The following is a 25,687-nucleotide window of genomic DNA, read 5'->3' on the forward strand; positions in this document are numbered from 1 at the left end:
TCCGACCAGCCGTCCCCTGGCAGCCGATGGCTGGGCGCGATATGGTGACGGCATGGAACAAGTAGAGCATCGCAAGGAAGGGACCCGGAATCTGGAGGAGCTGCCTCGAAGAATAAAGGGGGAGGTCTATGAGCGGCTCAGTCGGGTCATCGATCCGGAACTGGGACGGTCCATCACCGATCTGGGCATGATCACCGACATCATCGTCGAGCCAGCCAGGGATGTCCAGGCCGACTATGAGGTGACCGTGCGGGTGGAGCTGACCATCAAGGGATGCCCGCTGTCGACCACCATCACCAACCAGATCAACGGGACCGTGACCTCCTATCCGCGAGCTCGGCTGCGCCCGCATATCGATGTCTCCTCCATGAGTCGGGAGAAGCTGGACAACCTGGTGGCCGACCTCAAGGCGGCCCGGCGCAGCAATCCCTTCTCCAAGCCTGGCGTGGGCACCCGCATCTTCGCCATCGCCTCGGGCAAGGGAGGCGTGGGCAAGTCCTCGGTGACCGTCAATCTGGCGGCCACGCTGGCAGCACTGGGTTATGACACGGCCGCCATCGACGCGGACATCTACGGGTTCTCCCTGCCTGGGCTCTTCGGCGTGCACAGCAGGCCCACCAATCTGCACGGCATGCTGATGCCGGTCACTGCCTGGGGGGTCAAGCTGATCTCCATCGGCATGTTCGCCGGTTCGGATCGGGCCATCCTCTGGAGGGGTCCGCGCCTGCAGCGCTCGCTGGAGCAGTTCCTCTCCGATGTCTGGTGGGGCGACCCCGACGTGCTCCTGCTGGATCTGGCCCCAGGCACCGGAGACATGGCCCTGTCCGTGGCCCAGGCTCTGCCCAACAGCCGACTGATCGTGGTCACCACCCCCCAACCTTCGGCCTCGCAGGTTGCCGTGCGTTCAGGGCTGGTGGCCCTCCAGCTGCCCACCAAGGTCCAGGGTGTGATCGAAAACATGTCCTGGTACGAGCACAATGGCGAGCGTCTGCGCATCTTCGGTCAGGGGGGAGGCCAGCGTGTGGCCGACCAGCTGACCCGGGATCTGGGGTATCAGGTGCCCCTGCTGGAACAACTGCCCCTGCAGACCGACCTGCGCGAGTCGGGGGAGTCCGGACGTCCGGCCGTGCTCAGACCAGATGGTTCCCTGGACGATTCTCCGCTGACCAGACGGTTTGTGGACCTGGCCAAGACCCTGATGGCGGGTTCGGAGCCCGGCGATGCCCATAGGGCAGCCGATGAAGACTGACTCTCAAGAGATAACACGGTCTGCTGGACTGGCCACTGCCGGTATGCTTTCTCGGTCGGGCTTCGAATCAACCACCCTTCAAAGTTTCCAATCCGGTTCCGCGCCTTGCCTGAGGTCAGACGGCGGCCGGGCTCTTCTTGCTGGTGATCTGCTGCGAGGGGATGGCCAGGAACCAGGGGACGGCCAGCACGACCAGGCCGATGGCGCACATGGCCAGGAAGGGAATGGCCTCATGCCCGGCCAGGATGTAAGAGGCGAACATGGGTCCCACGATGTAGCCCAGGGAAGCGGCGGTGTTGAGCAGGCCAAACATGCGCCCGCTGAACGAGGGTCCGGCCAGCTCGGCGGCCACCACCGGCTGGGAGATGCCCATCATGACCTCGCCCAGCCCGAAGATGGTGATGCCCAGGGATGCCACGCTCAGGGCGCCGGCAGTGGAATCCAGGCGCAGGCCCAGGACGATGATCACCCAGGCCGCAGCCCAGAAGACCGGTACGGTGCGCAACATTCGCACATGGTTGGCGTCCTTGAGGCGGGGCAGCAGCACGATGTTCATGATGACCACCGAGAAGGTGTTGACCACATCCACCACCGACAGGGACCAGCGGGGGATGTGCGGATCGGAGATCAGGGTGGTGACCAGGCCGGCGTCGAACTGGGAGTAGCCGAACAGGTCCATGAAGAAGGTGCCCAGGGTCAGCAGGGCCATGGATGCCAGCACCCTGGTCAGTGAGCTGGTCCGCCCTCCGAAGGTGCCGTTGATGGTTGTGTTTTCCTTCCTGTTCGGCTGGCTGGCCTGAAGAGGGTGGGTTGCCCCGGCGGATTCCTTGATGGCCTCCCGCTCCGCCTGGGCCTTGAGCTCGGCCGTCAGGCGACGCAGCTGCCAGTGGCGTTCGATGACCAGCAGGGACAGGCTGAGCAGGGCGAATCCCAGGGCCCTGCCGCCAAAACCAATGCGATAGAGGAAGTCCTGACCGCCCGCGGCCAGCAGTCCGCCCACGGCCGCTCCCAGGCCGATGCCCAGGTTGAGCTCGGCCTGGTTGATTCCGTAGACGATCCGGTGTTGCTCCCTGGTGGAGATCTGTGTCAGAATGCTGGCCCAGGAGGTCTGCATGCCCATCCCCAGGCCCGAGACGAAGGCGCCCGCCACCGCTGCCCGGTAGTCGTGGGCCATGGTGAAGATCAGGGGGCCGATGACCGAGAAGATCATGGCCGTGTGCATGGCCAGCCAGGAGGAGCGACGGTCCGAGACCCATCCGATGATGGGGTTGGAGATCAGGGACCCCACCGAGCTGATGGTCACCAGAAGGGCGGCCTCGCTCATGGTGGCGCCCAGGGAGTGGGTGGCGAAGAGCAACTCAATGGGCATGACCAGGCCGATGCCGAAGTTGCACATGAGGTCCACGATGAGCATGGCTCGCAGATATACGGGCAACTCCATGAACTCACGCAGCCAGCGCATCGGTCTCCACCTCCATCGGATCTGTTTCCATACCTCTCCTCATTCTGGCCTGACCGCCTGCCGGTATGCCGGGGCTGGCGTGTTGCCATCAATGGGCGAATGCCGATGGTTGTGTGACGACGCAAAAGGCCCGATCCCTCAGCAGGAAGAATCGGGCCTTTTGCGACCTGTCCGGTCAGCCGGCCTTGGTCGTCATGCGAACTCAGATGTGGAAGTAGAGCTCGTACTCCAGGGGGGTGGGGGCCAGACGGGTCTGGTCCAGTTCACCGCGCTTCAAGTCCAGCCAGGTCTGGATCAGATCGTCGGTGAAGACGTCGCCCTCGCTGAGGAAGTCGTGGTCCTCCTCCAGGGCGTTCAGGGCCTCCTCCAGGGAGCCGGGCACCTGCTTGATCTGGGCGTGCTCCTCCGGAGGCAGCTCGTAGAGGTCCTTGTCGATGGGTGCCGGAGGCTCGGTGTGGTTGAGGATGCCGTCCAGTCCCGCCATCAGCTGGGCCGAGAAGGCCAGGAAGGGGTTGCAGGAGGGGTCGGGGGCACGGAACTCGATCCGCTTGGCAGCTGGTGAGGTGCCGGCCAGGGGGATGCGGATGGCCGCCGAACGGTTCCGGGCGGAGTAGACCAGGTTGACCGGGGCCTCATACCCGGGCACCAGCCGCTTGTAGGAGTTGGTGGAGGGGTTGGTGAAAGCCAGGACGGACGAGGCATGCTCGATCAGGCCGCCCACATACCAGCGGGCGATGTCGGAGAGCCCGCCGTAGCCATTCTCGTCGTAGAAGAGGGGCTTGCCATCCTTCCAGAGGGACTGGTGGCAGTGCATGCCGGTTCCGTTGTCCCCAGCGATGGGCTTGGGCATGAAGGTGGCCGCCTTGCCGGCCATGGCAGCGGTCTCGTGGACCACGTACTTGTACTTCATCAGGTCGTCGCCAGCGTGCAGCAGGGTGTTGAAGCGGTAGTTGATCTCCTGCTGGCCGGCGCCGCCCACCTCGTGATGGGAGCGCTCCAGAATCAGGCCCACCTTCTGCAGGTTGGCCACCATGTCGTCGCGCAGATCCTGATAGTGGTCAATTGGCGGTACTGGGAAGTAGCCCTTCTTGACCCGGTTCTTGAAACCGATGTTGTCGGAGCCGTCCTCCTCGACATCCACGCCCGAGTTCCAGGGGGCCTCGATGGAGTCGACCTCGTAGAAGGAGCGTTGCATGCTGTTCTCGAAGCGGACCTTGTCGAAGATGAAGAACTCAGCCTCAGGAGCGAAGGAAGCCGTGTCGGCGATGCCGGTGGAGCGCAGGTAGGCCTCGGCCTTGGAAGCGATCTGCCGGGGGTCGCGGGAGTAGGGCTCGTCGGTCACCGGGTCCACGATGGAGAAAGCCACATTCAAAGTGCGGTGGCGGCGGAAGGGATCCAGATAGGCTGTTTCAGGATCCGGAATCAGCTTCATGTCGGACTCGTTGATGGCTTGGAAGCCTTGGACGGAGGAGCCGTCGAAGGCCATGCCGTCCGTGAAAGCCTCTTTGAGGAATTCGCTGGCGGGGACGGTGAAGTGCTGCTGGACCCCGATCAGGTCCGTGAACCTGACTGAGACATATTCCACGCCCTCCTGGTTTATCAGAGCTTCGCAATCGGCCTTTGACTTAAGTTCGCTCACTGAACTGCTCCTTTCGTGGAAACCGTAACGGTCACCCAGTCTAGGGGACCGGTTTTTTCGGCAATTCGCCACTGAGGTTACGGGGGTGTTTCATGCGAAGGTCCCGGCGCCTCCCTGCTGGAAGATGCCGGGACCTTCAAAACATCAGCGCCCGCGCATGGCCTTGCGGCTGACGTGTATCCTGGTCGGATCGATGCCCTTGGGCATTCCCAGGGCGCTCTGCCGCTTTTGCAGGGTGACCAGCCGGTCGTTCAGGGTCTCCAGCTCGGTGGCGGTCAGCTTGATCTTCTTTTTGACCACGGTGCGCTGGAGCTTGTTCAGCGGAACCTGGTCGGGGCCGTGGCCCACGCTGATCCGGTATATGGGTATGGCAGACCCACGGGTGATGCGGCGGATTTTCTCCTCCTCGCGGTTCATGGCCTTGTTGACGCGGTTGTAATCGCCCTCGGCTATCAGGTAGACCCCGGTGCGACCGGTGCCCCTCCAGACGGCATCCTTGGTCTTGGCGTCGATCCAGACGGGTTCCTGGGGGAAGGAGAAGCCTGCCTTGGAGATGCTGCTCAGCACGGCGGCGGCAGCGCCTGGACGACCCTCCATCTTGGCGTAGCCGACCCGGTCGGAGCGTCTGGTCAGGGTCATGGTGGCCAGGAGCAGGCCGACCATGATGCCCAGAAGCACGGTCAGAATCCATGACAGCCAGCCGAAGTGGGCCAGCAGGCAGATTACCACCGCTATCAGTGTGGGTACCAGAATGGCCGCGGCCAGCAGCCAGGGAAGGGCCTTGTCCTCTGCGTAAGTGAATTGGTAGATCTTGATGATTTGACTGATCGTGCTGGTCTTCTTTTTTGCTTTTTTGCCCTTGGTGTCCTCTGTAGCCATGCCATCCTCACTTGGAAACGTTCACTGGTTGACCAGTCTACCGCATGCCTACCGCATGTTCAGGGGTCTGCCGTCAGCCTTGAGCAGGGCCTCTCCAATGGCTTCCGAGAAGGTGGGATGGGGGTGGATGAGCCCGGCCGCCCGGTGCAGGGGGATCTGGTTGCCAACCAGCTGCTGGGCCTCGGCGATGTTCTCGGAGGCCTGGGGGGATACCATCTCCAGACCGACAACCATCTGCTTCTCCATGTCGGTGGCCGGGCAGGCGGTGATCAGGCTGAGGGTTCCCTGCATGCCGCTCATGCGCATGCGCGAGTTGGACATCATGGGGTAGATGGTCTCCTTGACCTGGTTCAGCGATGGATCGTCCTCGGCTTCCTGACGGCTGAAGCCCACAGCTGCGGCCTGGGGGGAGGAGAAGACCACGCGGGGGATGGTGGCCTCGTTGACCGGCTCGGGGTCCAGGCCGGAGGCGGCATCGGCCAGGGTGATGCCCTGCTGGAAGGCCCTGTGGGCCAGATGGTGACCCGGGGTGATGTCGCCCAGGGCCCAGACCCGGTCACGGCTGGTGCGCCCCTGGGAGTCGGTCAGGACCTGGCCATGGTCGTCCAGATCGATGCCCAGCTCCTTCATGTGCTCGGGATCGGTATTGGGGTCCCTGCCGATGGCCACCAGGACCAGATCAGTCTCGATCGTTCCCGCCTGGCCCTTGTCGTCCGTTGGCCGGTAGTCGACCTGAATGCCTCCATCAGCGGGTAGACGGTGCCCGCCCGAACAGCGGGCGTGGGTGATGATCTGAATTCCCTGACGCTCCAACTCCCGGGTCAGAATCTGACCGGTCCGCCGACCCCAGTGGGAGAGCACCCGGTCCCGTCTGACCATCAGGGTCACCTGGCAACCGGCTTGATTCCAAATGGTGGCGAATTCCAGGGCCACAGCCCCTGATCCGATAATCAGAGCCCGGTGGGGGAAAGGCTTGAGGGTCAGGGCCCGGTCGGTGTCGATGACCAGATCATCGAAGGGGAGTTCTTCCAGGGCCCTGGCATGAGAACCGGTGGCCAGGATGGTGTCGCAGGTTGTCAGGCGGGTTCGATTGCCGTCATCGTCGGTCACCTCCACCAGGCCGTCACCGACGATGGTGCCGTGGCCGTGCACCACGGTGATGCCGCGTTGCTTCAGCAGGCTCGACAGGCCGCCGGTCATGGCGTCCACCATTCGGTCCTGATAATCCTGGAGCTTCTGGTAGTCGATGTCTGCCGACTCGATATTAATGCCCATGGCGGCCCCAAGGTCAGCCTGTTCGAGAACCTGGGTGGCGGTCAGCAGGGCCTTGGTGGGGATGCATCCGCGGTTCAGGCAGACGCCGCCGACCACAGGGTCCTGCTCGACCAGGGCCACCCTTCCGCCCAGCTCTGCCGTGCGCAGGGCCGTGGCATAGCCGCCCGGACCGGATCCGATGATGATGGTGTCGTACTGGCGGCTGTTGGCATCCCAGGGGTCCAGGGACTGCGTACCGGGTTGGTTGATCGATTGCTGCATAACAATCAATGCTAGCCGTGGAGGCTGGGAGAATGAAGACCATCAGCAGAATGTGGAGTGAATACGAAGAACGCCCGGAACCTCAAGTGGAACCGGGCGGCGCGGCTAATCGATGGGTCGGTAAGTCAGGACAACCGGCTGTCACTTGGGCCAGTGCCCACGCTTGCTCTGGCTGGGCTTGGGGACCCGCCAGCGCCGGACCATCATAGCCCGCTGCCATGCATAGGAGGCCGAGCGTGAACCCTTGGCCACCGAGCGCTCGCCGAACTTGTCGATCAGCAGCCGCTTGAGCTTGCGCCACATCAGCCAGGTGTCGATCAGGGCCACGATCAGGTAGCCATATAGAAGGATGGTCACCACCATGGTGAAAGTGGCGTAATGCTGCGGACCCACGAACATACCCATCAGGGTGGCCACGAACATGAGGATGATGGCCGGGAAGATCCATTCCAGCAGATTGAAGCGGGCATCCACATAGTCGCGGATGTAGATTCTCCAGGGAAGGCGCTCCGACTTGGGCATGTGGTCGATGTCGCCGGTCCTCATGGCCTCGTACTGGGCATCCTCACGGGCTCGGATCCTGGCCTTGGCGGCCTTGCGTGAGGCCTTGCGGTCCTTGGGGACCAGAGGGCGCAGGTTCCGGGCCTCGGCCTGCTTGCGCTTAGGGGTGGGGCGTCCCTTGCCTCGTGCCTCTTCAGTGGAGGCCTTCTGGTCCGCCTCCGCCTCTTTGTCCCGTCGATCCTTGCGTGAGAAGGGGTTCCATGTCATGCGAACAGGTTACGGTGACGCCTAGACTCGCAAGCATTGATACGCAAGCAATTATAGGAGGTAGCGATGGCGGGACTGGGCCTGGAGACGATCCGCACCCGTGTGCAGGACGATAGAAGCCGGATCGTCGATCTGCTCAAGGACAAGATCGCCCTGGCCTCGGTCTCGGCCAAGGGGATCACCGGGGATCACATGCGCCGCTCGGCCGACTATGTGGCCGGGCAGCTTAGACAGGTGGGCGTGGATGCCCGGGTGGTCCAGGCCACCAATCCTGACGGCACCCCGGGCGCCTTCGAGGTGATCGGATCCCGGCAGGTGGATCCCGATGCCCCGACTGTCCTTCTCTATGCCCATCACGATGTGCAGCCGGTGCCCGATCCCTCCCAGTGGTCCACTGATCCCTTTACCGGTGTCGAGAAGGATGGACGGCTCTACGGACGCGGATCGGCCGACGACGGCGGCGGCATCGCCATCCACTCGGGGGCCCTGCACGCCTTGGACAAGGACCTGCGCGTCAATGTCAAGGTCTTCATCGAGGGTGAGGAGGAGATGGGCTCGCGCAGCTTCATCCCCTTCCTCCAGGCTCATCGGGGCGACTTCGCATCGGACCTGATCATCGTGGCCGACTCGGGCAACTGGTCGGCGGACACCCCAAGCCTGACCACTTCACTGCGAGGGAATGCGGACCTGGATGTCACGGTCACAGCCCTGGAGCATCCGGTCCATTCCGGGCAGTTCGGCGGGCCCATCCTGGATGCCAACACCCTGGCCGCCATGCTGATCGCCTCCATGTATGACGACCAGGGCCAGCTTGCCGTGCCCGGCCTGGAGGGCGGCCAACCCATCGGCGGCCTGCAGCGTGACCTGGACCAGGCCCAGCTGTGTGCCGATGCCGGGGTGGTGGACTCCTACAGGCTGGCCGGAACCGACTCCCTGGCCTCCCGGCTCTGGACCAAGCCGGCGGCGGCGGTGATCGGCTTCGATGCCCACCCGGTGGAGGGGTCCTTCAACGTGCTGGCCGATAAGACCCGCTTCCGCATTTCCCTGCGCACCGCCCCCACCCAGCGGCCCGAGCAGGCCGCGCAGGCACTGGCCGATTTCCTGATTGCCCATGCCCCTCATGGGGCCAGGGTGGAGGTCACGCCCGGCGACATGGGCATGGGATGGGCCATGGATGCCGACAGCCCGGTGGTCCGGCAGGCCGAGGAGGCCATGCGGCAGGCCTTCGGACGCGACCCGGTCAACAAGGGCGAGGGCGGATCCATCCCCTTCATTCCCGAACTCAAGCGGCTCTTCCCTGAGGCTCAGGTTCTGGTGACCGGCCCCGAGGATCCCCAGTCCAATGCCCACAGTCCGAACGAGTCCATCTCCCTGCAGGGGCTGGTCGACAACATCATCACCGAGGCCCTCCTGCTGGATTCCCTTGACCATCGTATGTTCTAGGATGGCAGGTGACACGGGGGCCGTATGCCTGAGGGCGTGCGGCTGAGAGGAGGCTCAGCCTCAACCGGACGAACGTTTACCGGGCAATGCCGGCGCACGGATGTCACTGGACCCGTGCCTGAACGGGATGGCGCTCATAGGGAGCGCCCCGAGGAAAGGCACAAGATCATGACCGATGGTCATTTCATGAACAATACTGCTTCCGGATCAGAGCCGGAGTCCGGGGGGACTCCCTCCCAGGTCAGAATCCCCTCCAAACGGTGGAGGGTGGTGGATATCGCCGTCGCCTCGGTCATCGGTGTGGCTTCCGCCGTCATCTACTGGGTGGTCGCCATGGTGACCACCATTCCCTGGTCCTTCCTGGACGGGGTTGTGCCCGGTCTGGGAGGTATCCTCAACGGTCTCTATCTATTCGCCGGGCCCTTGGCCCTAGTCATCGTGCGCAAGCCGGGGGCTGCCGTCTATGCCGAGTTGGTCGCAGCCATCCTGGAGTCGCTGCTGGGCAGCCTCTGGGTGCCTGTGGAGACCATACTGATCGGTCTGCTTCAGGGCTTCATGGCCGAGCTGGTCTTCATGCTGCTGCGTTACCGGCGCTGGAACATGTCCACGGTGGCGCTGTCCGGTGCGGCAGCTGGTTTCGGCTGCTGGCTGTATTCCTTCTGCACGCACCTGCAGGCCATCAACCTGACCGGTCCCTACGGGGTGATCTATCTGATAGCCACCCTGATTTCGGGTGCTCTGATTGCCGGAGTGCTGGTTTGGTACCTCTATAAGGCCATCGCCGCGACCGGAGCTCTGGACCGCTTCGCCTCCGGCCGCGATATTCGTACGGCCGGGAAGTAGAGGCCCGGGCGTGGACCAGAGCATCCAGGACAACCCCTACCGACCAGCGGCCTTGGAACTGCGCGGCTGGGGTTATCGGCATGCCTACCGGAACCACTTCGCCGTCAGGGATCTTTCCCTGAGCATTCCTGCAGGTCAGCGGGTGCTTCTGCTGGGAGCTTCCGGCATTGGCAAATCGACAATCCTTGAGGGTGTGGCCGGGTTGCTGGGCGATCATGCCCCGCAGAGCAGCCAGGACCAGGTAGAGGATGACGAGGGCGGGGTGACCCAGGGCCAGGTCCTGATTGACGGTAATCCCGCTGTCTCCAGCCGGGGGCGTGTGGGCCTGGTCCTGCAGGATCCGGATGCTCAGGCCATCTTTCAACGGTTGGGTGACAATGTGGCCTTCGGGCCCGAGAACATGGGGCTGCCCCGCCAGGAGATTTGGCCACGGGTGCGGAAGGCCATGGCCGAGGTGGGTTTGGCTGACCTGCAACTGACCCGGTCCACCATGCACCTGAGCGGAGGGCAGATGCAGCGTCTGGCCCTGGCCGGCGCCCTGGCCATGCAGCCTGGGCTGCTCTTATTGGACGAACCTACGGCCAACCTGGACCCGGTCGGCGTCGAGCAGATAGTAGATGCCGTCAGGAAGGTCCTGGACCGGCAAGGCTCCACCATGGTTCTGGTCGAGCACCGGGCAGGACCTTGGATGGACATGATCGACCGGGTCATCGTGCTTGGGCTGGGCGAGGTTGAAGATGGCACCGGCGGTTCGGGTGCTGCGGCCTATCGCAAGACTGTGATCATGGCCGACGGCAGCCCCCAGGAGGTCTTCACTGATTCCGGGTTGGACCTGGCATCCCTGGGTGTCTGGGTTCCAGAAGCCTACAGGAGCGCCGGGGATTCGCTCCCTGAGCTTGGACGGGTCCAGGCCAGGTCAAGGCAATCCTGCTCCGGCCAGGATGGTCATCCCGTCCTGCTGGCTGCTCAGGATCTGGCGGTGGGTCGTCAGGGCAAGGCAGTGGCCGAGCACATCAATCTGGAATTCAGGGCCGGTCAGGTCACCGCCCTGGTGGGGGCCAACGGGGCCGGCAAGTCCACTTTGGCCATGACCCTGGCTGGTCTGCTGGAGCCGGTGACCGGTTCGGTCCTTGCCCGGGATCGCCTGCTTCGGGGACCCCAGGGGCAGATGCCTGAGGAGCCCGAGCCCATCCGGTGGACCTCATCCCAGCTGGCCGCGCGCATCGCCTACGTCTTTCAGAATCCTGAGCATCAGTTCGCCCGGGGTACGGTTCTGGATGAGGTCAAACTGGCCCCTATCCGCACCGGCATGAGCGAGGAGCAGGCCCAGGTTCGTGCCCAGGAACTGTTGGGCCGCTTCAGGCTGAGGCAGTATGCCCGCGCCAACCCCTACACGCTCTCGGGCGGCGAAAAGAGGCGGCTCACCGTGGCCTCGGCCCTGGCCGCTGCACCCCAGGTGCTGATTCTTGACGAGCCCACCTTCGGCCAGGACAGGAACACCTGGGTCAGCATGGCCCAGCTGATTGCAGACCTGCGCGACCAGGGAGCCTGCATCATCCTGGTCACCCACGACCGGGAGCTGGTTCAGGCCCTGGATGCCCGTCTGGTGGAGATGACGCCTCCGGGAGCCCAGAAGACCGTCTGGCCTGCAGCCGGGTCAGATTTGCAGACTCGTCAGAAGACTGTTGCCGCCAGGCTGACCGTCACACCAATGGACCAGCGGGACGAGCCGGTCAAGCCGGCCAGCCGGTCGCCATACATAGCCTCCATCAATCCGGCCTTCCGTCTGATCGGGGCCTTTCTGGCGGCTCTGCCCCTGCTGATCAGCCTGGACTCGGTCTCGGCCACGACGGCCCTGATTCTGGAGTTCCTGCTGCTGGGCTCGGCAGGCTTCACGCCCCTGCGCGTGGTCAGATCCACCTGGCCCATCTTCCTGGGGGCGCCAGGTTCGGCCCTGGCGATCATCCTCTATGGCAAGAGCGGCGGCGCGACCTTCTGGCAGTGGGGAATGATCCACATCACCCAGCGCTCGCTGGATCTGGCCCTGGCCACTGCCTTGCGAATCCTGGCCATCGGAATCCCCGCCATCATCACCGTACTGGGAATAGACGCTACCGACCTGGCCGACGCCTTCAGCCAGGTGCTCCACCTGCCTGATCGCTTCGTCTACGGGGGGCTGGCCGGTATGCGGCTCTTCACTGTTCTCAAGGATGATTGGTCGGCCCTGACCGCCTCGCGTCGCAGCCGTGGACTGGGCGATGAGAACCGTTTCAAGGCCTTTATGCCACAGGCTTTCGCCCTGTTGGTCCTGTCCATCAGGCGTTCGACGACCTTGGCCACGGCCATGGAGGCCAGGGGCTTCGGCGGCAGCACACCGCGCACCCATGCCCGGGTCTCCCAGATCAGACCACGTGATGCGGGCTTCCTGCTCATATGCCTGGCCGTGCCCGCGATTTCCCTTACCGTGGCTGCGCTGACCGGCTCCATCGCCTTCTTCGGCAACTGACTGTCGGGGACTGTCGGCGATTTCTGCAGCAGACTCCGGATATGGAGGGACCCCGGTCCTTTCCGCCTCCCGCAGAGAGGGGAAAGGACCGAGGTCCGCCTGTGGGTGGAAGCGCTGGTCTTTTACCTGGCCAGTGTGGTGTTGATGTTGCGCACCTCGTCAAAGCGCTTGGAAGCATCCTCCCAGTTGACGATGTGCCACCAGGCCTTGACGTAGCTGGCCCGGTCGTTCAGGTACTCCAGGTAGTAGGCGTGCTCCCAGAGGTCCAGCAGAACCAGCGGGAAGATGGTGACGGGCAGGTTGCCCTGGTGGTCGTACATCTGCAGGGTGACCAGGCGCTCGCCCAGGGTATCCCAGGCAAGGACGGCCCAGCCGGAGCCCTGGATGCCTGCGCACATGGACTCGAAGTAAGTCTGGAAGCCCTGGAAGGACCCGAACTGGTCCTCGATGGCGGCCTTGAGCTCGCCAGTGGGCTCCTGGCCGATGGCCGGGGCCATGTTCTTCCAGAAGATGGAGTGGTTCTTGTGCCCGGCCAGGTTGAAGGCCAGGTTCTTCTCCAGCAGGTTGGACTGAGCCACGTTGCCGGACTCGGCCGCGTCGTGGATCTGCTCCAGGGCCTTGTTGGCACCGTTCACATAAGCCTGATGGTGCTTGTCATGGTGCAGCTCCATGATCTTGCCGGACACGTACGGCTCCAGCGCCGAGTAGTCGTAGGGCAGATCGGGAAGTGTGTATACGGGCATATCGTCTCCTCACAATGATTCTGGCCAAGCCAGATGAGTGATGGTCGGTCTGCGCCATACCAACGACGGACGTGGTCGACCCGACCGGTTCTTTCACACTAGCCCCTTGTTCGCCGAGCACAAGGGGCGCAGACCTTTCTTTCAGTGAACTTTCCCACAGATGTAGATTCACCGAGGTGAAGCCGCAGGCTTCTGGACTGCGGGGCTCTCGACTGGCGGGGCTAGAGTGGTGCCCATGCCCTTTGATGACACCCTTCTTGACAATCCCCATGCCCAACGCGTTCATCGCTTGGCTGAACTGCAGGATCGGCGGGCCCGGCATCGTCATGGCCGCTTCCTGATAGAGGGGCCGCAGAGCGTGCGCGAGGCGGTCCGCTGGCGTCCCGACCTGCTGACTGACCTCTATATTCAGGCGGATGAGTCCTCTCCTGCAGCCCAGGGAAGCCGTCTGCGCCCGCTCAACGAGACCGTAGGCGCCATCATGGAGCAGGCCAGGGAGCTGCCTGATTGCTACGGGCACTTCGTCTCCGCCCGGGTCATGCGTGCCATCAGCGGCAATGCCCAGGGGATCCTGGCTCAGGCGCGCACGGACGGATTCCAGGCCCAGCCGACGGACCTTGACGATCCCCGCAGCCTGACCGGGGAGGGGTCCGACCTGGTGGCAGCCTTCTGGCAGATTCGTGATCCAGGCAACGCCGGAACCGTCATCCGCACCGCCGACGCTGCCGGTTGCAGGGCGGTCATTCTCGTGGACCAGTGCGTGGAACCCACCAATCCCAAGGTCATTCGCTCCACAGCTGGATCGGCCTTTCATATACCCCTGATAACTATGGGCACCGAGGACTTCCTGGCCCTGTGCAGACGGCAGGGACGGATCATGGTGGCGGCCGATGTCTATGGCACGCCGGACAAACCGGTCCGCTCCCTGACTGATTTGATGGCAAGCGGCGCCCTGTCACAGCCGGATTCAGCGGGTCAGCCCATGGCCCTTCTCTTCGGCAATGAGGCACGTGGACTGCCCAATGACCTGTTGCAGTCCATGGATCAGATCGTCCGCATACCCATATACGGGCGGGCTGAATCACTCAACTTGGCCACCTCGGCGGCGGTGCTGCTCTACGCCATGGCCATGTCGAGTCGTATTGAAAGAATGTGAAGGCGTCAACGACCGGGATTTCCGCTGATTCGCGGCCCGGACACGGCATTGGCAACAGTGGAAAGGTCCATGGTGGCACAGGAAGAATTCGACCCCGCGGCGATGACCGACGAGGTCAACGAGGGCATCGGCAGGATTCGCGAAGCCTCCGATCTGGAAGAACTCAAGGCGATCAAGGCCAAGTATGCAGGGACAGGTTCAGCCCTGGCCGGATCAGGCCGGATCATCGGACGGCTGCCAGCGGATCAGAAGAAGACCGCCGGGCGTCTGGCAGGCAAGCTCAAGGCCGACTTCGGCCGTGCCTACGGGCTCAAGGAGCGGCAGCTGCGCCAGGAGGAGGAGTCCCGCCGCCTGGCCGCCGAACAGGTGGATATGACCCTGCCGGTCAACCGCCGCCCCCAGGGCGCCCGCCACCCGTTGTCCAAACTCATGGAAGATGTGGAGGACTTCTTCGTCTCCATGGGTTGGAGCATCGCGCAGGGTCCTGAGCTGGAGGCCGAGTGGTACAACTTCGATGCCCTCAACTTCGGCCCTGACCATCCCGCCCGCCAGATGCAGGACACCTTCTACGTCAAGGGCAGTCAGGCCAGGGACGCCGCCGGCTTCGTCGGGTCCAACATGGTTATGCGCACCCATACCTCACCCGACCAGGCCCGTTCCCTGATAACCCGTGGTGTGCCGCTCTACGTGGCCTGCACGGGAAGGGTCTTCCGCACCGACGAACTGGATGCCACCCACACCCCGGTATTCCACCAGTGCGAGGCCATCGCCGTCGATGAGCACCTGACCATGGCCGACCTCAAGGGCACCCTGGACAAGCTCGCCGTGGCCATGTTCGGTCCCGAGGCCCGGACCAGACTGCGGCCCTCATACTTCCCCTTCACCGAGCCCAGCGCCGAGATGGATCTTTGGTTCCCCGACAAGAAGGGCGGTCCCGGATGGATCGAATGGGGAGGCTGCGGCATGGTCAATCCCAACGTTCTGAGGTCGGCCGGCGTGGACCCGCAGCGGTACTCAGGCTTCGCCTTCGGCGTGGGCATGGAACGGACCCTGCTCTTGCGCCACGACATCAACGACATGCACGACCTGGTCGAGGGCGACGTGCGGTTCAGCCAGCAGTTCGAGATGGGGGAGTGATCGTCAGATGCCAATGGTAGATATCGACTGGCTCAAGGAGCATGTGCAGGTCCCTGAGGATCTGACCTATGAACAGCTGGCCAAGGACCTGGTCCGGGTCGGTCTGGAGGAAGAGGACATCCACCAGTCCACGGTGACCGGCCCCATCGTGGTCGGCTATGTGGTGGATGCCGAGCCTGAGCCTCAGAAGAACGGCAAAACCATCAACTGGTGCCATGTGGATGTGGGTGAGCAGTACAACGCCGTGGACGACCAGGGCCGCAAGGTGCCCCGGGGCGTCGTCTGCGGGGCCCCCAACATGGCTACGGGCGAGAAGGTGGTGGTGACCCTGCCGGGAGCCGTTCTGCCTGGGGACTTCCGCATCGAACCGCGCAAGACCTATGGCCACATCTCGGACGGCATGTGCGCCTCCGAGCGTGAGCTGGGGCTGGGCTCGGACCATCAGGGCATTATCCTGCTGCGCGATTACGGGTTCACCCCCGAGCAGTACGATCAGCTCAAGCCCGGGGACGATGCCATGACCCTGTTGCATATGAACAGGCCCGTGCTTGAAATCAACATCACCCCGGACCGTGGCTACGCCTTCTCCTACCGGGGGGTTGCCCGGGAATACCACCACTCCACGGGCGCCGAGTACACGGATCCGGTGATCGAGCTGAACAAGACCGTGCCAGCCTCCGCAACTCAGGAGGATCAGGCTCCGCTGGCCGTGCATGTTGAGGACAACAACCCCATTCATGGTCAGGTCGGCTGTGACCGCTACTATCTGCGGGCCCTGACCGGGTGCGACCCCAAAGCCGCCACTCCCAGCTGGATGCGTCGTCGGCTGGTTCGGGCCGGCATGCGCTCCATCAGCCTGCCGGTGGACATCACCAACTACGTCATGCTGGATCTGGGCCAGCCCCTGCACGCCTACGATCTGGACAAGCTCAGCGGCCCCATCGTCGTCCGCAGGGCCAGGCAGGGCGAGCACCTGACAACTCTGGATGGCAAGGATCGCGAGCTCAGCACCGAAGATCTGCTCATCACCGACTCACCCGAGGGACAAGAGGGCTCCCGCATTCTGGGTCTGGCCGGGGTCATGGGCGGTCTGTATGGGGAGGTGACCGATCAGACGAAGAACATCCTGATCGAGTCCGCCCACTTCGACCAGGTGACCATCGCCCGGACCGCCCGTCGCCACAAGCTGCCCTCGGAGGCCTCCAAGCGCTTTGAACGTGGGGTCGATCCGCAGATGCAGCCGGCCGCCGCGGCCATGGCCGCCGACCTGTTGCATCGCCTTGCCGGTGGCCAGGACCTGGATGCCCCGCTGGATATGGACCAGACCAAGCCCATGCCGGTCATCGACTTCGCGGTCAGCGAGGTGGCACGTCTGACCGGACTGGAGGTGGAGCCCCAACGCATCGTCGCCATCCTGCGTGACATCGGCTGCACGGTCCAGGGTGATCCTCAGGACCGGCTGTCGGTGACCCCGCCAACCTGGAGGCCCGACCTGGGCGAGGGTTGCGACCTGGTCGAGGAGGTGGCCCGTCTGGTGGGCTATGACCGCATCCCCGTCACCGTGCCATCACCCAAGGTGTCCGGTGCGGTTGGTCTGACCGACCGCCAGCAGCGTCGCCGTTGGGTGGCCGACACCCTGGCCGAGTACGGGCTGACCGAGGTCCTGGACTACCCGTTCGTCGGCGATAATGATTTCAAGGCCTTCGGCATGGATCCTGACGAGGTCCATGTCAACAGCGTGGAGCTGGCCAATCCCATGGCCGCTGACCGGCCCTACCTGCGGCAGAGCCTGCTGCTGCCACTGGCCAATACCGTGGAGCGCAACCTGCGCCGCGGTAACACGGACGTGCGCCTCTTCGAGATCGGCTATGTTTTCCGTCGCGACCCTCAGGCTCCTGCTGTGCCCACCCTTCCTGGCGGCGTGCGGCCCAGCGACGAGGATCTGGCCCGACTCGACCAGGGTCTGCCGGAGCAGCGGCTGCATGTGGCGGCCCTGCTGACCGGCCGCGCCCAGGAGGACGGCTGGCTCAAGGACAGCAGGGACGTGGATTGGACCGATGCAGTCGAATCGGCTCGTCGGGTTCTGGATAGGCTGGGCGCCGACTATCGGCTGGAGCAGCCCCCGGCCGAGCAGGTGCCCGATCAGTGGCATCCGGGCCGTACCGCCAGACTGCTCCTTGATGATGGCACGCTTGCCGGTATGGTGGGCGAGCTGCATCCCCGGGTTGATCAGGCTCTGGGCCTTCCTGCCCATTCGGCCGCCTTCGAGCTGAGTCTGGACACGGTGCTGGACCACCTGGACTACACGCCCCTGCAGGCCAAGCCGGTCTCGACCTTCCCGCCGGTCCGTCAGGATCTGGCCTTCACCGTGCCGGACACGGTCTCGGCCGCCGACCTGACTTCCGCCATCAGAGAAGCGGCTGGGTCTAGTCTTGAATCCATCGAGCTGTTCGACGTTTTCACTGGCGATCAGATCGGTGAGCATGCAAAATCGCTGGCCTTCGCAGTCACTTTCCGCGCCCCGGACCGTACATTGACGTCCGAGGACAGCGAATCCCTGCGCCAGGCCATCGTTGACAAGACTGCGGGTCTGGGTGCCGTACTGCGCGCCTGACCGGGCATCAAGGGGACCGAGGGACATGACGGATTCTCAAGAACAGGGCACAGCCGGTGGACCTGACCGCCAGGATCATGATGGGGTCGACCAGCCCTTGTACGGCGCGCGCGCCGATCGTTATCCAGGATGGAATCCGTACATATACGGTCGCCCGGATCCCGAACCCAAGGCCAAGGAATCCGACTCGTCCCAGGGTAGCCCCGCCAACCGGCCCATGCCCATGGCGGGGCAGCCGGGCCCCGGTGGCGGCGGAAATCCTGGCAATCCCCAAACAGCCCGTCCTGGCACTCCTGGATGGCCTGCCCAGGGCATGCCCAATTTGAACGATCCCTCCCAAAATCCTGTCTACGGTCACTGGGATCCCTGTGCCATCATCGCCTTTTTCATGGCCCTCTTTCTTCCAATGCCTGTGGTTCCAGCTCTGCTCGGCGGCATTTCCATGTATCGGACACGTCACCTGCATATGAAGGGCTACGGGCTGGCCATGGCTGCCCTGATCATCAACCTGCTCTTCACCCTGGCTTGGCTCTGGCTGCTGGCCAACGGCATTTCCCTGAACGACTTCTACCAGCAGATGATGCCGTCGCCCTCAACGGGTGGCGGCGGCTCTGGCGGGGATGGCGTCAGCGCCTGAACTCTCAAGGTACAGGTGCCGCCAGTGTCAGCAGAAGTTTGCGCACCTGTGCAAGCTCATACCCCGTGGGCTGAGAGCAAGAAGCTGTGAAAGAGTGCCAGGAAGGACCTGGCAGTTATGGGCCTGGCGGTACCATCGATTGAGGCGGTGATGTCACTTCCCGGAAGTGAGCATTGGCGCCAATGAGTATTCATGCCTGTGCGACTGATGTCAGCCTTGAGACTGATGAGTTGCAGGTCTGCCAGTGGGGAGAGGTTCATTCGAATGGTGCCGGATGTCAATATTGTCGTATTCGACGGATTCGAACCCCTGGATGTCTTCGGGCCCTTTGAGGTTTTCATCAACACAGATGGCGCCTGCGTGCGGATATTCTCCTTGGATGGTCCTGGCGTGAAAGTCAGCGAGGGCGGTGCCAGGGTCGAGGCCCTGGGACCAGAGGAGATCGATCCCAGGGGGGTTCTGCTTATACCGGGCGGGTCGGGCGCGCGCGCCCTGGTTGACGATGACCGCTGGCTAAACAATCTGCGGAGCCTGGTTGCGCAGTCTTCGCAGGTGCTGACTGTCTGCACGGGTTCGGCTCTGCTGGCTGCTGCCGGTGCTCTGGATGGTCGGCGGGCCACCTCCAACGATCTGGCCTTTGACTGGGTGGTCAGCACGGGTGAGAGGGTGGATTGGATCAAAGAGGCCCGTTGGGTGGTCGATGGAAAGTTCCGCACCTCCTCGGGCATCTCGGCTGGCATCGATATGGCCTTGGATTATGTTGAAGATACTTGCGGGCCCGAGACTGCGGACAAGGCCAGCACCCAGATGGAATACATCCGCAACCGGGAGTCCGGTTATGACGCTTTTGCACGGTCGAAAGCATAACGACACGCCAGATTGCATAATTATGCATTTTGTCGCATGACTATTTATGATGGTGCCCGATGAAAGGAGCGTTCATGCACCAATATACAGTGGCCGTGGTGGGAGCCTCCGGGTATGCCGGTTCTGAAATGATCCGGCTCATGGCCGCTCACCCCGCCTTCCGGGTATGCACGGTCACTGGGCGCGATTCAGCGGGTCGACAGCTGGGGGAGTTCTCGCCCAATCTTCCCAATTCACTGGCCTCGCTACGGATTCAGACCACGGATCCGAAGGTCCTGGCTGGCCATGATCTGGTGGTGCTGGCTCTGCCCCATGGTGCCTCTGGTCCCCTGGCAGAACAGCTGGATTCGAAATCCATGCTGATCGATCTGGGTGCCGACCATCGGCTGGAGGATCCGGCCGACTGGCAGGACTACTACGGCGGCCACTTTTTCTCCCCCTGGACCTACGGGATGCCGGAACTATTGACAGCAGAAGGCGTCCGTCAGCGTGAACTGCTCAAACACGCCCGCCGGATAGCAGGTCCGGGTTGCAACGTAACCGCAGTCACCCTGGCTTTCCAGCCGGCCCTGGCTGCCGGTTTGGTGCAGGCCGATGACCTGGTGGCCGACCTTGCCGTGGCTTACTCGGGTGCCGGTCGCTCCAGCAGCAGGATGGATCTGCTCGCGGCCGAGGCCATCAACTCAGCCCATCCCTATTCGGTCGGCGGCACCCACAGGCACATCCCTGAAATCCTGCAGAACCTGCGCAAGGCAGAATCTGCCGATCCGGACCTCGGTGGAGATCGTCAGCCGATTCGCTTGGGGCTGACCCCCATCCTGGTGCCCATGTCACGTGGAATCCTGGCCGTGGTTTCGGCCAGGCTGAACGCGCGTGGACGTGCATTGGGGGCGGAGGGCATTCGCGCTGTATGGGAAAAGGTCTATGCCAAGGAGCCGTTCGTTGATTTGCTGCCCCAAGGCAGGCTCCCCTCCACAGCCGACGTGTACGGTTCGAACCTGGCCCAGGTTCAGGTCCTCACGGACGAACGCGCGGACCGTCTCTATGCTTTCGCAGCCATCGACAACCTGACCCGGGGCACCGCCGGCCAGGCCCTTCAGGCCGTCAACCTGGCCCTGGGTCTGCCCGAGGAAACCGGTCTGACAACCATAGGAGTGGCACCATGAGCATCACCTACGCCGCGGGCTTCCAGACAGGCACCGCCATCGCCCACCGCCCGGGAGGCTCACGTCGCCGCAACCTGGCCCTGGTTGTCAACAAGGGGCCCATGGACACTGCTGTAGGCGTCTTCACTCCCAACCGCTTCCGGGCCGCTCCGGTCATCTGGACCAGCAGGATTTTGGAAGAGGGTCGGGCAGGAGCCGTGGTCATCAACTCGGGCAATGCCAACGCCTGCACTGGTTCCGAGGGTTTGGACCAGGCCAAGGCCATGGCTGAGCGGACAGGCAGGAATCTGGGCCTGCCAGCCGAGCGGGTTGCCGTCTGCTCCACAGGGATCATCGGCCACCTGCTGCACCTGGACCCCATACTGGCCGGCATCGACCAGGCGGCCCAGGAGCTGTCGACCAGCCAGGAGGCAGGCGAGGCGGCAGCCAAGGCCATATTGACCACCGATACCTGCACCAAGACCGTGGCCCTGGACGGCTCCGGCTGGCGGCTGGGCGGCATGGTCAAGGGTTCGGGGATGATTGCCCCGCAGCTGGCCACCATGATCTGTCTGATCACCACTGATGCCGTTGTGGAGCCTGACCAGGCCCGCCGCGCTCTGTCTGAAGCCTGCCGGCTCAGCTTCAACCGGATTGATGTGGACGGTTGCATGTCCACCAATGACACGGTCCTGCTCATGGCTTCGGGCGCTTCTGGCGTTCGGCCTGACCCCGATCAGTTCCAGGAGTTGCTCAGCCAGGCCTGCGGTGAGCTGTCCCGCCGCATTGTGGCCGATGGTGAGGGCAGCCGCCACCGTATCCGCATCCAGGTGGAAGGGGCCGAAAGCGAGGACGCGGCCCTGGCCTGTGCCCGCGCTGTCTCCGGCTCCACCCTGCTCAAGTGCGCCGTGGCTGGCGAGGATCCCAACTGGGGTCGCGTAGTGGCCTCCCTGGGCACCGTGCCGGCCTCGACGGCGGCCTATGATCCTGACCGTGTGGATGTCAGCTTCAACGGAGTCAAAGTCTGCCAAGGAGGCCGCCCCGGCCAGGATCCGTCCCTGGTCGACCTGCACGTGCCCGAGGTCCATATCGATATCGATCTTGGCCAGGGCGACCGCCAGGCCACGGTTTGGACAGATGATCTGACCCACGAATATGTGACCATCAACGCCGACTACCACACCTGATCCGGCACCTGTGCACGAGCGTGAGGCACCGGAGGCAGAAGCGGCAATGAGGAAAGGGAAAAGGATGGCAGATGGCGAGCAGGAGGCAGAAGCCGAACGGGCCCTGGATGATGTCAGCAAGGCCCAGGTGCTGATTGAGGCCCTACCCTGGCTGGAGGAGTTTGCAGGTCAGCGGATCGTGGTCAAGTACGGCGGCCATGCCATGGTTGATGACCACCTGCGCCGGTGCTTTGCCCAGGACATGGTCTTCCTGCGGCAGGTTGGCATGCACCCGGTGGTTGTCCATGGGGGAGGCCCCCAGATCTCTGCCATGCTTCAGGCCCTGGGTATCCCCTCGGTGTTCCGCGGTGGTCTTCGGGTGACCACGCCGGAAATCATGAAGGTGGTCCGCATGGTCCTGACCGGTCAGGTGGGCAGGGATTTGGTCGGTGCCATCAATGCCCATGGTCCCATGGCCGTCGGTCTGTCTGGAGAAGATGCCGGTCTGTTCAGCGCTGCCCGTCGTACCGCTATGGTGGATGGTCACCCGGTGGACTTGGGACTGGTGGGCGAAGTCGTGGCTGTGGATGCTTCGGCCGTGGAGGATCTGATTGATGCCGGGCGGATACCTGTGGTTTCTTCGGTGGCCCCGGACGAGCAGGACGCCACCCAGGTGCTCAACGTGAATGCCGATGCCGCCGCCTCTGCCCTGGCTGCGGCCTTGGGCGCCAGGAAGCTGGTCATTCTCACCGATGTGGAGGGACTCTATGCCAACTGGCCTCAGACCGATTCCCTGGTTTCCAGCATCGGCGTGGACTGTCTGGATGGTCTGCTTGGAGACATGAAGGCAGGGATGCGTCCCAAGATGGAGGCCTGCCTGCAGGCTGTGCGTGCCGGGGTCAGTCAGGCCCACATCATCGACGGGCGGCAGCCGCACTCCATGCTCACCGAAATCTTCACCCAAAACGGGATCGGCACCGTCGTCGTGCCGGGCCATGAAATGGTCATGAGGAGGAGTCATGAATAAGGCTGATCAACATTGCGCCAACGTCGCGGAGCCAGCCGAAACAGTAGAGGGTCCCCGGAGTCGCCAATGGGCCGATCGCTATGACCATGTCCACATGCAGGTCTTCGGAAGGCCGGGCAGGGTCATGGACCACGGCCAAGGCGCATGGATATGGGACGTTGACGGCAATCGTTATCTGGACATGCTGGCCGGGATCGCGGTCAATGCCCTGGGTTACGCCCATCCTGCTTGGAACAAGGCCCTGGCCGAGCAGGCCGGCAAGATGGCCCATATCAGCAACTTCTTCGCCTCCCGGCCTCAGATTGAACTGGCCGAGCGGCTGCTGGAGCTGGCCCAGGCCCCGGATGGTTCACGCGTCTTCTTCTGCAACTCCGGAACCGAGGCCAATGAGGCGGCCATCAAGCTGGCCCGGCTGCATGGCACTCGCATGGGCGGCCATCCCGGGCGGATCCTGGCCCTGACCCACAGTTTTCACGGTCGCAGTATGGGCTCGCTGAGCCTGACCTGGAAGCCTGCCATCCGCGAGCCCTTCCAGCCCCTGGTGCCGGGTATGGGCTTCCTGCCCTCCGGCGACCCCGAAGCCCTGGAGGAGGCCTTCACCGGAGAAGAGGCTTCCGACCAGCCAGTGGTCGCTGTCATACTGGAGCTCATCCAGGGTGAGGCTGGCGTGCTGCCGCTGGAGCCCGACTATGTGCAAAAGGTGCGTGAGCTCTGCAGCCAGCATGGTGCATTGATGATTCTTGACGAGGTGCAGACCGGCATGGGCAGAACCGGCCACTGGTTCGCCTTCCAGGATCAAAGCCTGTCCGGCGGTGCCTGCCCTGATGTGCTCACCTTCGCCAAGGGGGTGGCCGGCGGTTTCCCCATGGGCGGGATGATCACCTTCGGCTCCGGGCCTTCCGGTCTGCTGACCCCAGGTACACACGGGTCCACCTTCGGCGGCAACCCCCTGGGATCGGCCCTGGCGCTGACCACCCTGGAGACCATCCAGCGGGAGGGTCTGCTGGAACGGGCAGAGCGGATGGGGAAGAGGCTGCGCGATGGCATAGCCGCCTGCGGCCACCCCCTCTTCACTTCGGTCAGAGGCAGGGGTCTGCTGGATGCCATCCAGCTGAGGTCCCCCTGTGCCAGCAAGGTGGCCGCCTGGTGCCTGGACCACGGGCTGATAGTCAATCCCGTGGCCCCTGATGCCCTGCGTCTGGCGCCGCCGCTGATCATCCAGGCCGATCAGATCGACCTGGCCGTTGACATTCTTTCCAAGGTCCCGACCCGTCTCGGGGACGTGGATCCGCCGCAGGGTGATCGGTGATTTACAGCATTCAGAGACAATCGTGACGACACCGTAAGGGAGGCAGAGATGAACAGCGGTTTGCGGCACATGCTTCGTGACGACGACCTCAACCACGAGGAGCAGCTGGAGGTGCTTCGGCTGGGCATGGCCTTCAGGGCCAATCCCTATTTGTCCAGGCCTTTCCTGGGTCCTCAAGCCGTGGCGATCATCTTCGACAAACCCAGCACGCGCACCAGAACCAGCTTCTGCGTAGGCGTGGCCCAGCTGGGCGGCTACCCCATGGTCATCGACAGCCCAGGCTCGCAGCTGGGCCGTGGCGAGCCCGTGGCGGACACCGCCAACGTGCTGACGCGGATGACATCCGCCATAGTCTGGCGCACCTTCGGCCAGGATCGGGTGGAGACCATGGCCGCCCATGCCACCGTGCCCGTCATCAATGCGCTGACCGACTCCTTCCACCCCTGCCAGGTCCTGGCCGACTTCCTGACCCTGGCCCAGCACCGGGGCGGGGTCGACGCCCTGGCCGGCATGACCATCGCGTATTTGGGCGACGCAGCCAACAACATGGCCAACTCCTATCTGCTGGGCGGGGCGGTGGCCGGCATGAACGTGCGGATTGCCGGCCCCCACGGCTTCCTGCCAGATCCGAGCCTGGTGGAACAGGCGCGAACCCTGGCCGCTGAAAACGGAGGATCCATTCTGGTCACCACGGATCCGGTCCAGGCCGTGGAGGACGCCGACTGCGTCTTTACCGACACCTGGGTCTCCATGGGCGAGGAGGACCAGTACGACGTTCGCTCCCATCCCTTCCTGCCCTATCAGGTCAACGCCCGACTTATGGCCCATGCCCGCCCGGATGCCCTCTTCCAGCACTGCCTGCCCGCTTACAGGGGCCGGGAGGTGACGGCCGAGGTCATCGACGGCCCCCAGTCCGTGGTCTGGGACGAGGCTGAAAACCGGTTGCACGCCCAGAAGGCACTGATGACCTGGTTGGTGGCCCGCTCCCGGGGTGACGAATCCCTCCTGCAGGGGGTGTGCTGATGCGTCCGACGACCAAGGTGGCCCGGTTGGATGCCATCCGCCAGGCCTTGAACCGACATCGGGTCAACTCCCAGCAGCAGCTGTCCTCCCTCCTGGCTGAGCAGGGCATCGAGGTGACCCAGGCCACCCTGAGCCGGGACCTGGACGACCTGCATGCCACCAAGCTGCGGTATGCAGACGGGAGCATGGCCTACTGGATTCCCGCCACCACCGATCAGCAGGCCATGGAGGCCGCTGCCGCCGAAGGGCCTGAGGTCGAGGGGGAGAACAAGACCGACGCCTACCTGGCCAAGATCCTGACCGGGCTGATCACCTCGGTGGCCCGGGCCCGCAACCTGTTGGTGGTAAGAACCCCGGCCGGCGCCGCCCAGTATGCGGCTTCCGCCCTGGACCGTCAGCCGATCAAGGGCATCCTGGGCACCATAGCCGGGGACGACACGATTCTGATCATCGCAGCCGACGATGAAGCGGCATCATCCCGGGCCGACTGGCTCATGACCATCGTCTCCGGTCAGGAGGACTCCCGGGCCCGATGATC

20 protein-coding genes and 3 pseudogenes are annotated in these 25,687 nt (G+C 63.8%); 17 read left to right on the top strand and 6 right to left on the bottom strand.

Translation table 11 applies throughout. The features are described 5' to 3' along the window. Positions 1–52: 52 nt before the first annotated feature. Entirely contained in the window at positions 53–1,249 is a 1,197-nt protein-coding gene (locus tag H3U90_RS06605) for an Mrp/NBP35 family ATP-binding protein (RefSeq protein WP_198177512.1), read from the top strand. Positions 1,250–1,364: 115 nt separating this feature from the next. On the opposite strand, the gene H3U90_RS06610 is transcribed toward H3U90_RS06605, so the two are convergent. The 5 genes from H3U90_RS06610 to H3U90_RS06630 form a co-directional block, all read right to left on the bottom strand. Further along, positions 1,365–2,711 (bottom strand): MFS transporter, encoded by a 1,347-nt coding sequence (locus H3U90_RS06610; protein WP_198177513.1) that lies wholly within the window; start codon positions 2,709–2,711, stop codon positions 1,365–1,367. A 202-nt stretch (positions 2,712–2,913) separates the two neighbouring features. Continuing rightward, on the bottom strand, positions 2,914–4,350 hold the full coding sequence (gene glnA, locus H3U90_RS06615; protein ID WP_198177514.1) for a type I glutamate--ammonia ligase: 1,437 nt from the start codon (positions 4,348–4,350) through the stop codon (positions 2,914–2,916). A gap of 144 nt (positions 4,351–4,494) precedes the next feature. Then, the gene (locus tag H3U90_RS06620; protein WP_198177515.1) at positions 4,495–5,229 is read right to left on the bottom strand and encodes a DUF4191 domain-containing protein; all 735 of its coding nucleotides are present in this window, start codon (positions 5,227–5,229) and stop codon (positions 4,495–4,497) included. A gap of 48 nt (positions 5,230–5,277) precedes the next feature. Beyond that, positions 5,278–6,765 (bottom strand): dihydrolipoyl dehydrogenase family protein, encoded by a 1,488-nt coding sequence (locus H3U90_RS06625; RefSeq protein ID WP_198177516.1) that lies wholly within the window; start codon positions 6,763–6,765, stop codon positions 5,278–5,280. Positions 6,766–6,906: 141 nt separating this feature from the next. After that, entirely contained in the window at positions 6,907–7,533 is a 627-nt protein-coding gene (locus tag H3U90_RS06630) for a DUF3043 domain-containing protein (protein ID WP_198177517.1), read from the bottom strand. 66 nt (positions 7,534–7,599) lie between these two features. Here H3U90_RS06630 and H3U90_RS06635 point away from each other — a divergent pair, with 66 nt between their 5' ends. From H3U90_RS06635 to H3U90_RS08485, 5 genes and pseudogenes are all read left to right on the top strand, one after another. After that, on the top strand, positions 7,600–8,976 hold the full coding sequence (locus H3U90_RS06635) for a dipeptidase (RefSeq protein WP_198177518.1): 1,377 nt from the start codon (positions 7,600–7,602) through the stop codon (positions 8,974–8,976). Positions 8,977–9,144: 168 nt separating this feature from the next. Then, the gene (locus tag H3U90_RS06640) at positions 9,145–9,819 is read left to right on the top strand and encodes an ECF transporter S component (RefSeq protein WP_232340453.1); all 675 of its coding nucleotides are present in this window, start codon (positions 9,145–9,147) and stop codon (positions 9,817–9,819) included. Positions 9,820–9,829: 10 nt separating this feature from the next. Continuing rightward, positions 9,830–10,390, top strand: a pseudogene (locus H3U90_RS08475) (energy-coupling factor ABC transporter ATP-binding protein); the annotation flags it as partial. A gap of 213 nt (positions 10,391–10,603) precedes the next feature. Next, positions 10,604–11,287: pseudogene (locus H3U90_RS08480) on the top strand (energy-coupling factor ABC transporter ATP-binding protein); the annotation flags it as partial. Between the two features lie 309 nt (positions 11,288–11,596). Further along, positions 11,597–12,325 (top strand): annotated as a pseudogene (locus tag H3U90_RS08485) (energy-coupling factor transporter transmembrane component T family protein); the annotation flags it as partial. Positions 12,326–12,447: 122 nt separating this feature from the next. Here the strand turns inward: H3U90_RS08485 and H3U90_RS06650 are convergent. Next, on the bottom strand, positions 12,448–13,068 hold the full coding sequence (locus tag H3U90_RS06650; protein ID WP_015022073.1) for a superoxide dismutase: 621 nt from the start codon (positions 13,066–13,068) through the stop codon (positions 12,448–12,450). Positions 13,069–13,303: 235 nt separating this feature from the next. Here H3U90_RS06650 and H3U90_RS06655 point away from each other — a divergent pair, with 235 nt between their 5' ends. The 11 genes from H3U90_RS06655 (at position 13,304) to H3U90_RS06705 (ending at position 25,685) form a co-directional block, all read left to right on the top strand. Next, positions 13,304–14,224, top strand: coding sequence for a TrmH family RNA methyltransferase (locus H3U90_RS06655; RefSeq protein WP_198177520.1), 921 nt, complete (start codon positions 13,304–13,306; stop codon positions 14,222–14,224). 69 nt (positions 14,225–14,293) lie between these two features. Beyond that, a complete protein-coding gene (pheS, locus tag H3U90_RS06660) occupies positions 14,294–15,361 on the top strand; it encodes a phenylalanine--tRNA ligase subunit alpha (RefSeq protein ID WP_045935521.1) in 1,068 nt (355 codons plus the stop codon). Positions 15,362–15,368: 7 nt separating this feature from the next. Next, entirely contained in the window at positions 15,369–17,975 is a 2,607-nt protein-coding gene (pheT, locus tag H3U90_RS06665; protein ID WP_198177521.1) for a phenylalanine--tRNA ligase subunit beta, read from the top strand. A 25-nt stretch (positions 17,976–18,000) separates the two neighbouring features. Next, positions 18,001–18,612: a DUF4190 domain-containing protein gene (locus tag H3U90_RS06670; RefSeq protein WP_198177522.1), complete on the top strand. Its 612-nt coding sequence runs from the start codon at positions 18,001–18,003 to the stop codon at positions 18,610–18,612. 225 nt (positions 18,613–18,837) lie between these two features. After that, positions 18,838–19,479 carry a DJ-1/PfpI family protein gene (locus H3U90_RS06675; RefSeq protein WP_198177523.1) on the top strand — a complete coding sequence of 214 codons (642 nt, stop codon included), beginning with the start codon at positions 18,838–18,840 and terminating at the stop codon, positions 19,477–19,479. Positions 19,480–19,553: 74 nt separating this feature from the next. Further along, positions 19,554–20,645, top strand: coding sequence for an N-acetyl-gamma-glutamyl-phosphate reductase (argC, locus tag H3U90_RS06680; RefSeq protein ID WP_198177524.1), 1,092 nt, complete (start codon positions 19,554–19,556; stop codon positions 20,643–20,645). Then, a complete protein-coding gene (gene argJ / locus H3U90_RS06685; protein ID WP_198177525.1) occupies positions 20,642–21,811 on the top strand; it encodes a bifunctional glutamate N-acetyltransferase/amino-acid acetyltransferase ArgJ in 1,170 nt (389 codons plus the stop codon). The genes argC and argJ overlap by 4 nt, the downstream gene beginning before the upstream one ends. A 64-nt stretch (positions 21,812–21,875) precedes the next feature. Continuing rightward, a complete protein-coding gene (gene argB, locus H3U90_RS06690; RefSeq protein WP_198177526.1) occupies positions 21,876–22,817 on the top strand; it encodes an acetylglutamate kinase in 942 nt (313 codons plus the stop codon). Further along, positions 22,810–24,126, top strand: coding sequence for an acetylornithine transaminase (locus H3U90_RS06695; protein ID WP_198177527.1), 1,317 nt, complete (start codon positions 22,810–22,812; stop codon positions 24,124–24,126). Before argB ends, H3U90_RS06695 begins: the two co-directional genes overlap by 8 nt. A 48-nt stretch (positions 24,127–24,174) precedes the next feature. Then, positions 24,175–25,149, top strand: coding sequence for an ornithine carbamoyltransferase (gene argF / locus H3U90_RS06700; protein WP_198177528.1), 975 nt, complete (start codon positions 24,175–24,177; stop codon positions 25,147–25,149). Then, on the top strand, positions 25,149–25,685 hold the full coding sequence (locus tag H3U90_RS06705; RefSeq protein WP_198177529.1) for an arginine repressor: 537 nt from the start codon (positions 25,149–25,151) through the stop codon (positions 25,683–25,685). The genes argF and H3U90_RS06705 overlap by 1 nt, the downstream gene beginning before the upstream one ends. Positions 25,686–25,687 lie beyond the last annotated feature (2 nt).

The organism is Bifidobacterium sp. W8103 (assembly GCF_016100775.1).
In the GTDB taxonomy this organism is placed as follows: Bacteria; Actinomycetota; Actinomycetes; order Actinomycetales; family Bifidobacteriaceae; genus Bombiscardovia; species Bombiscardovia choladohabitans.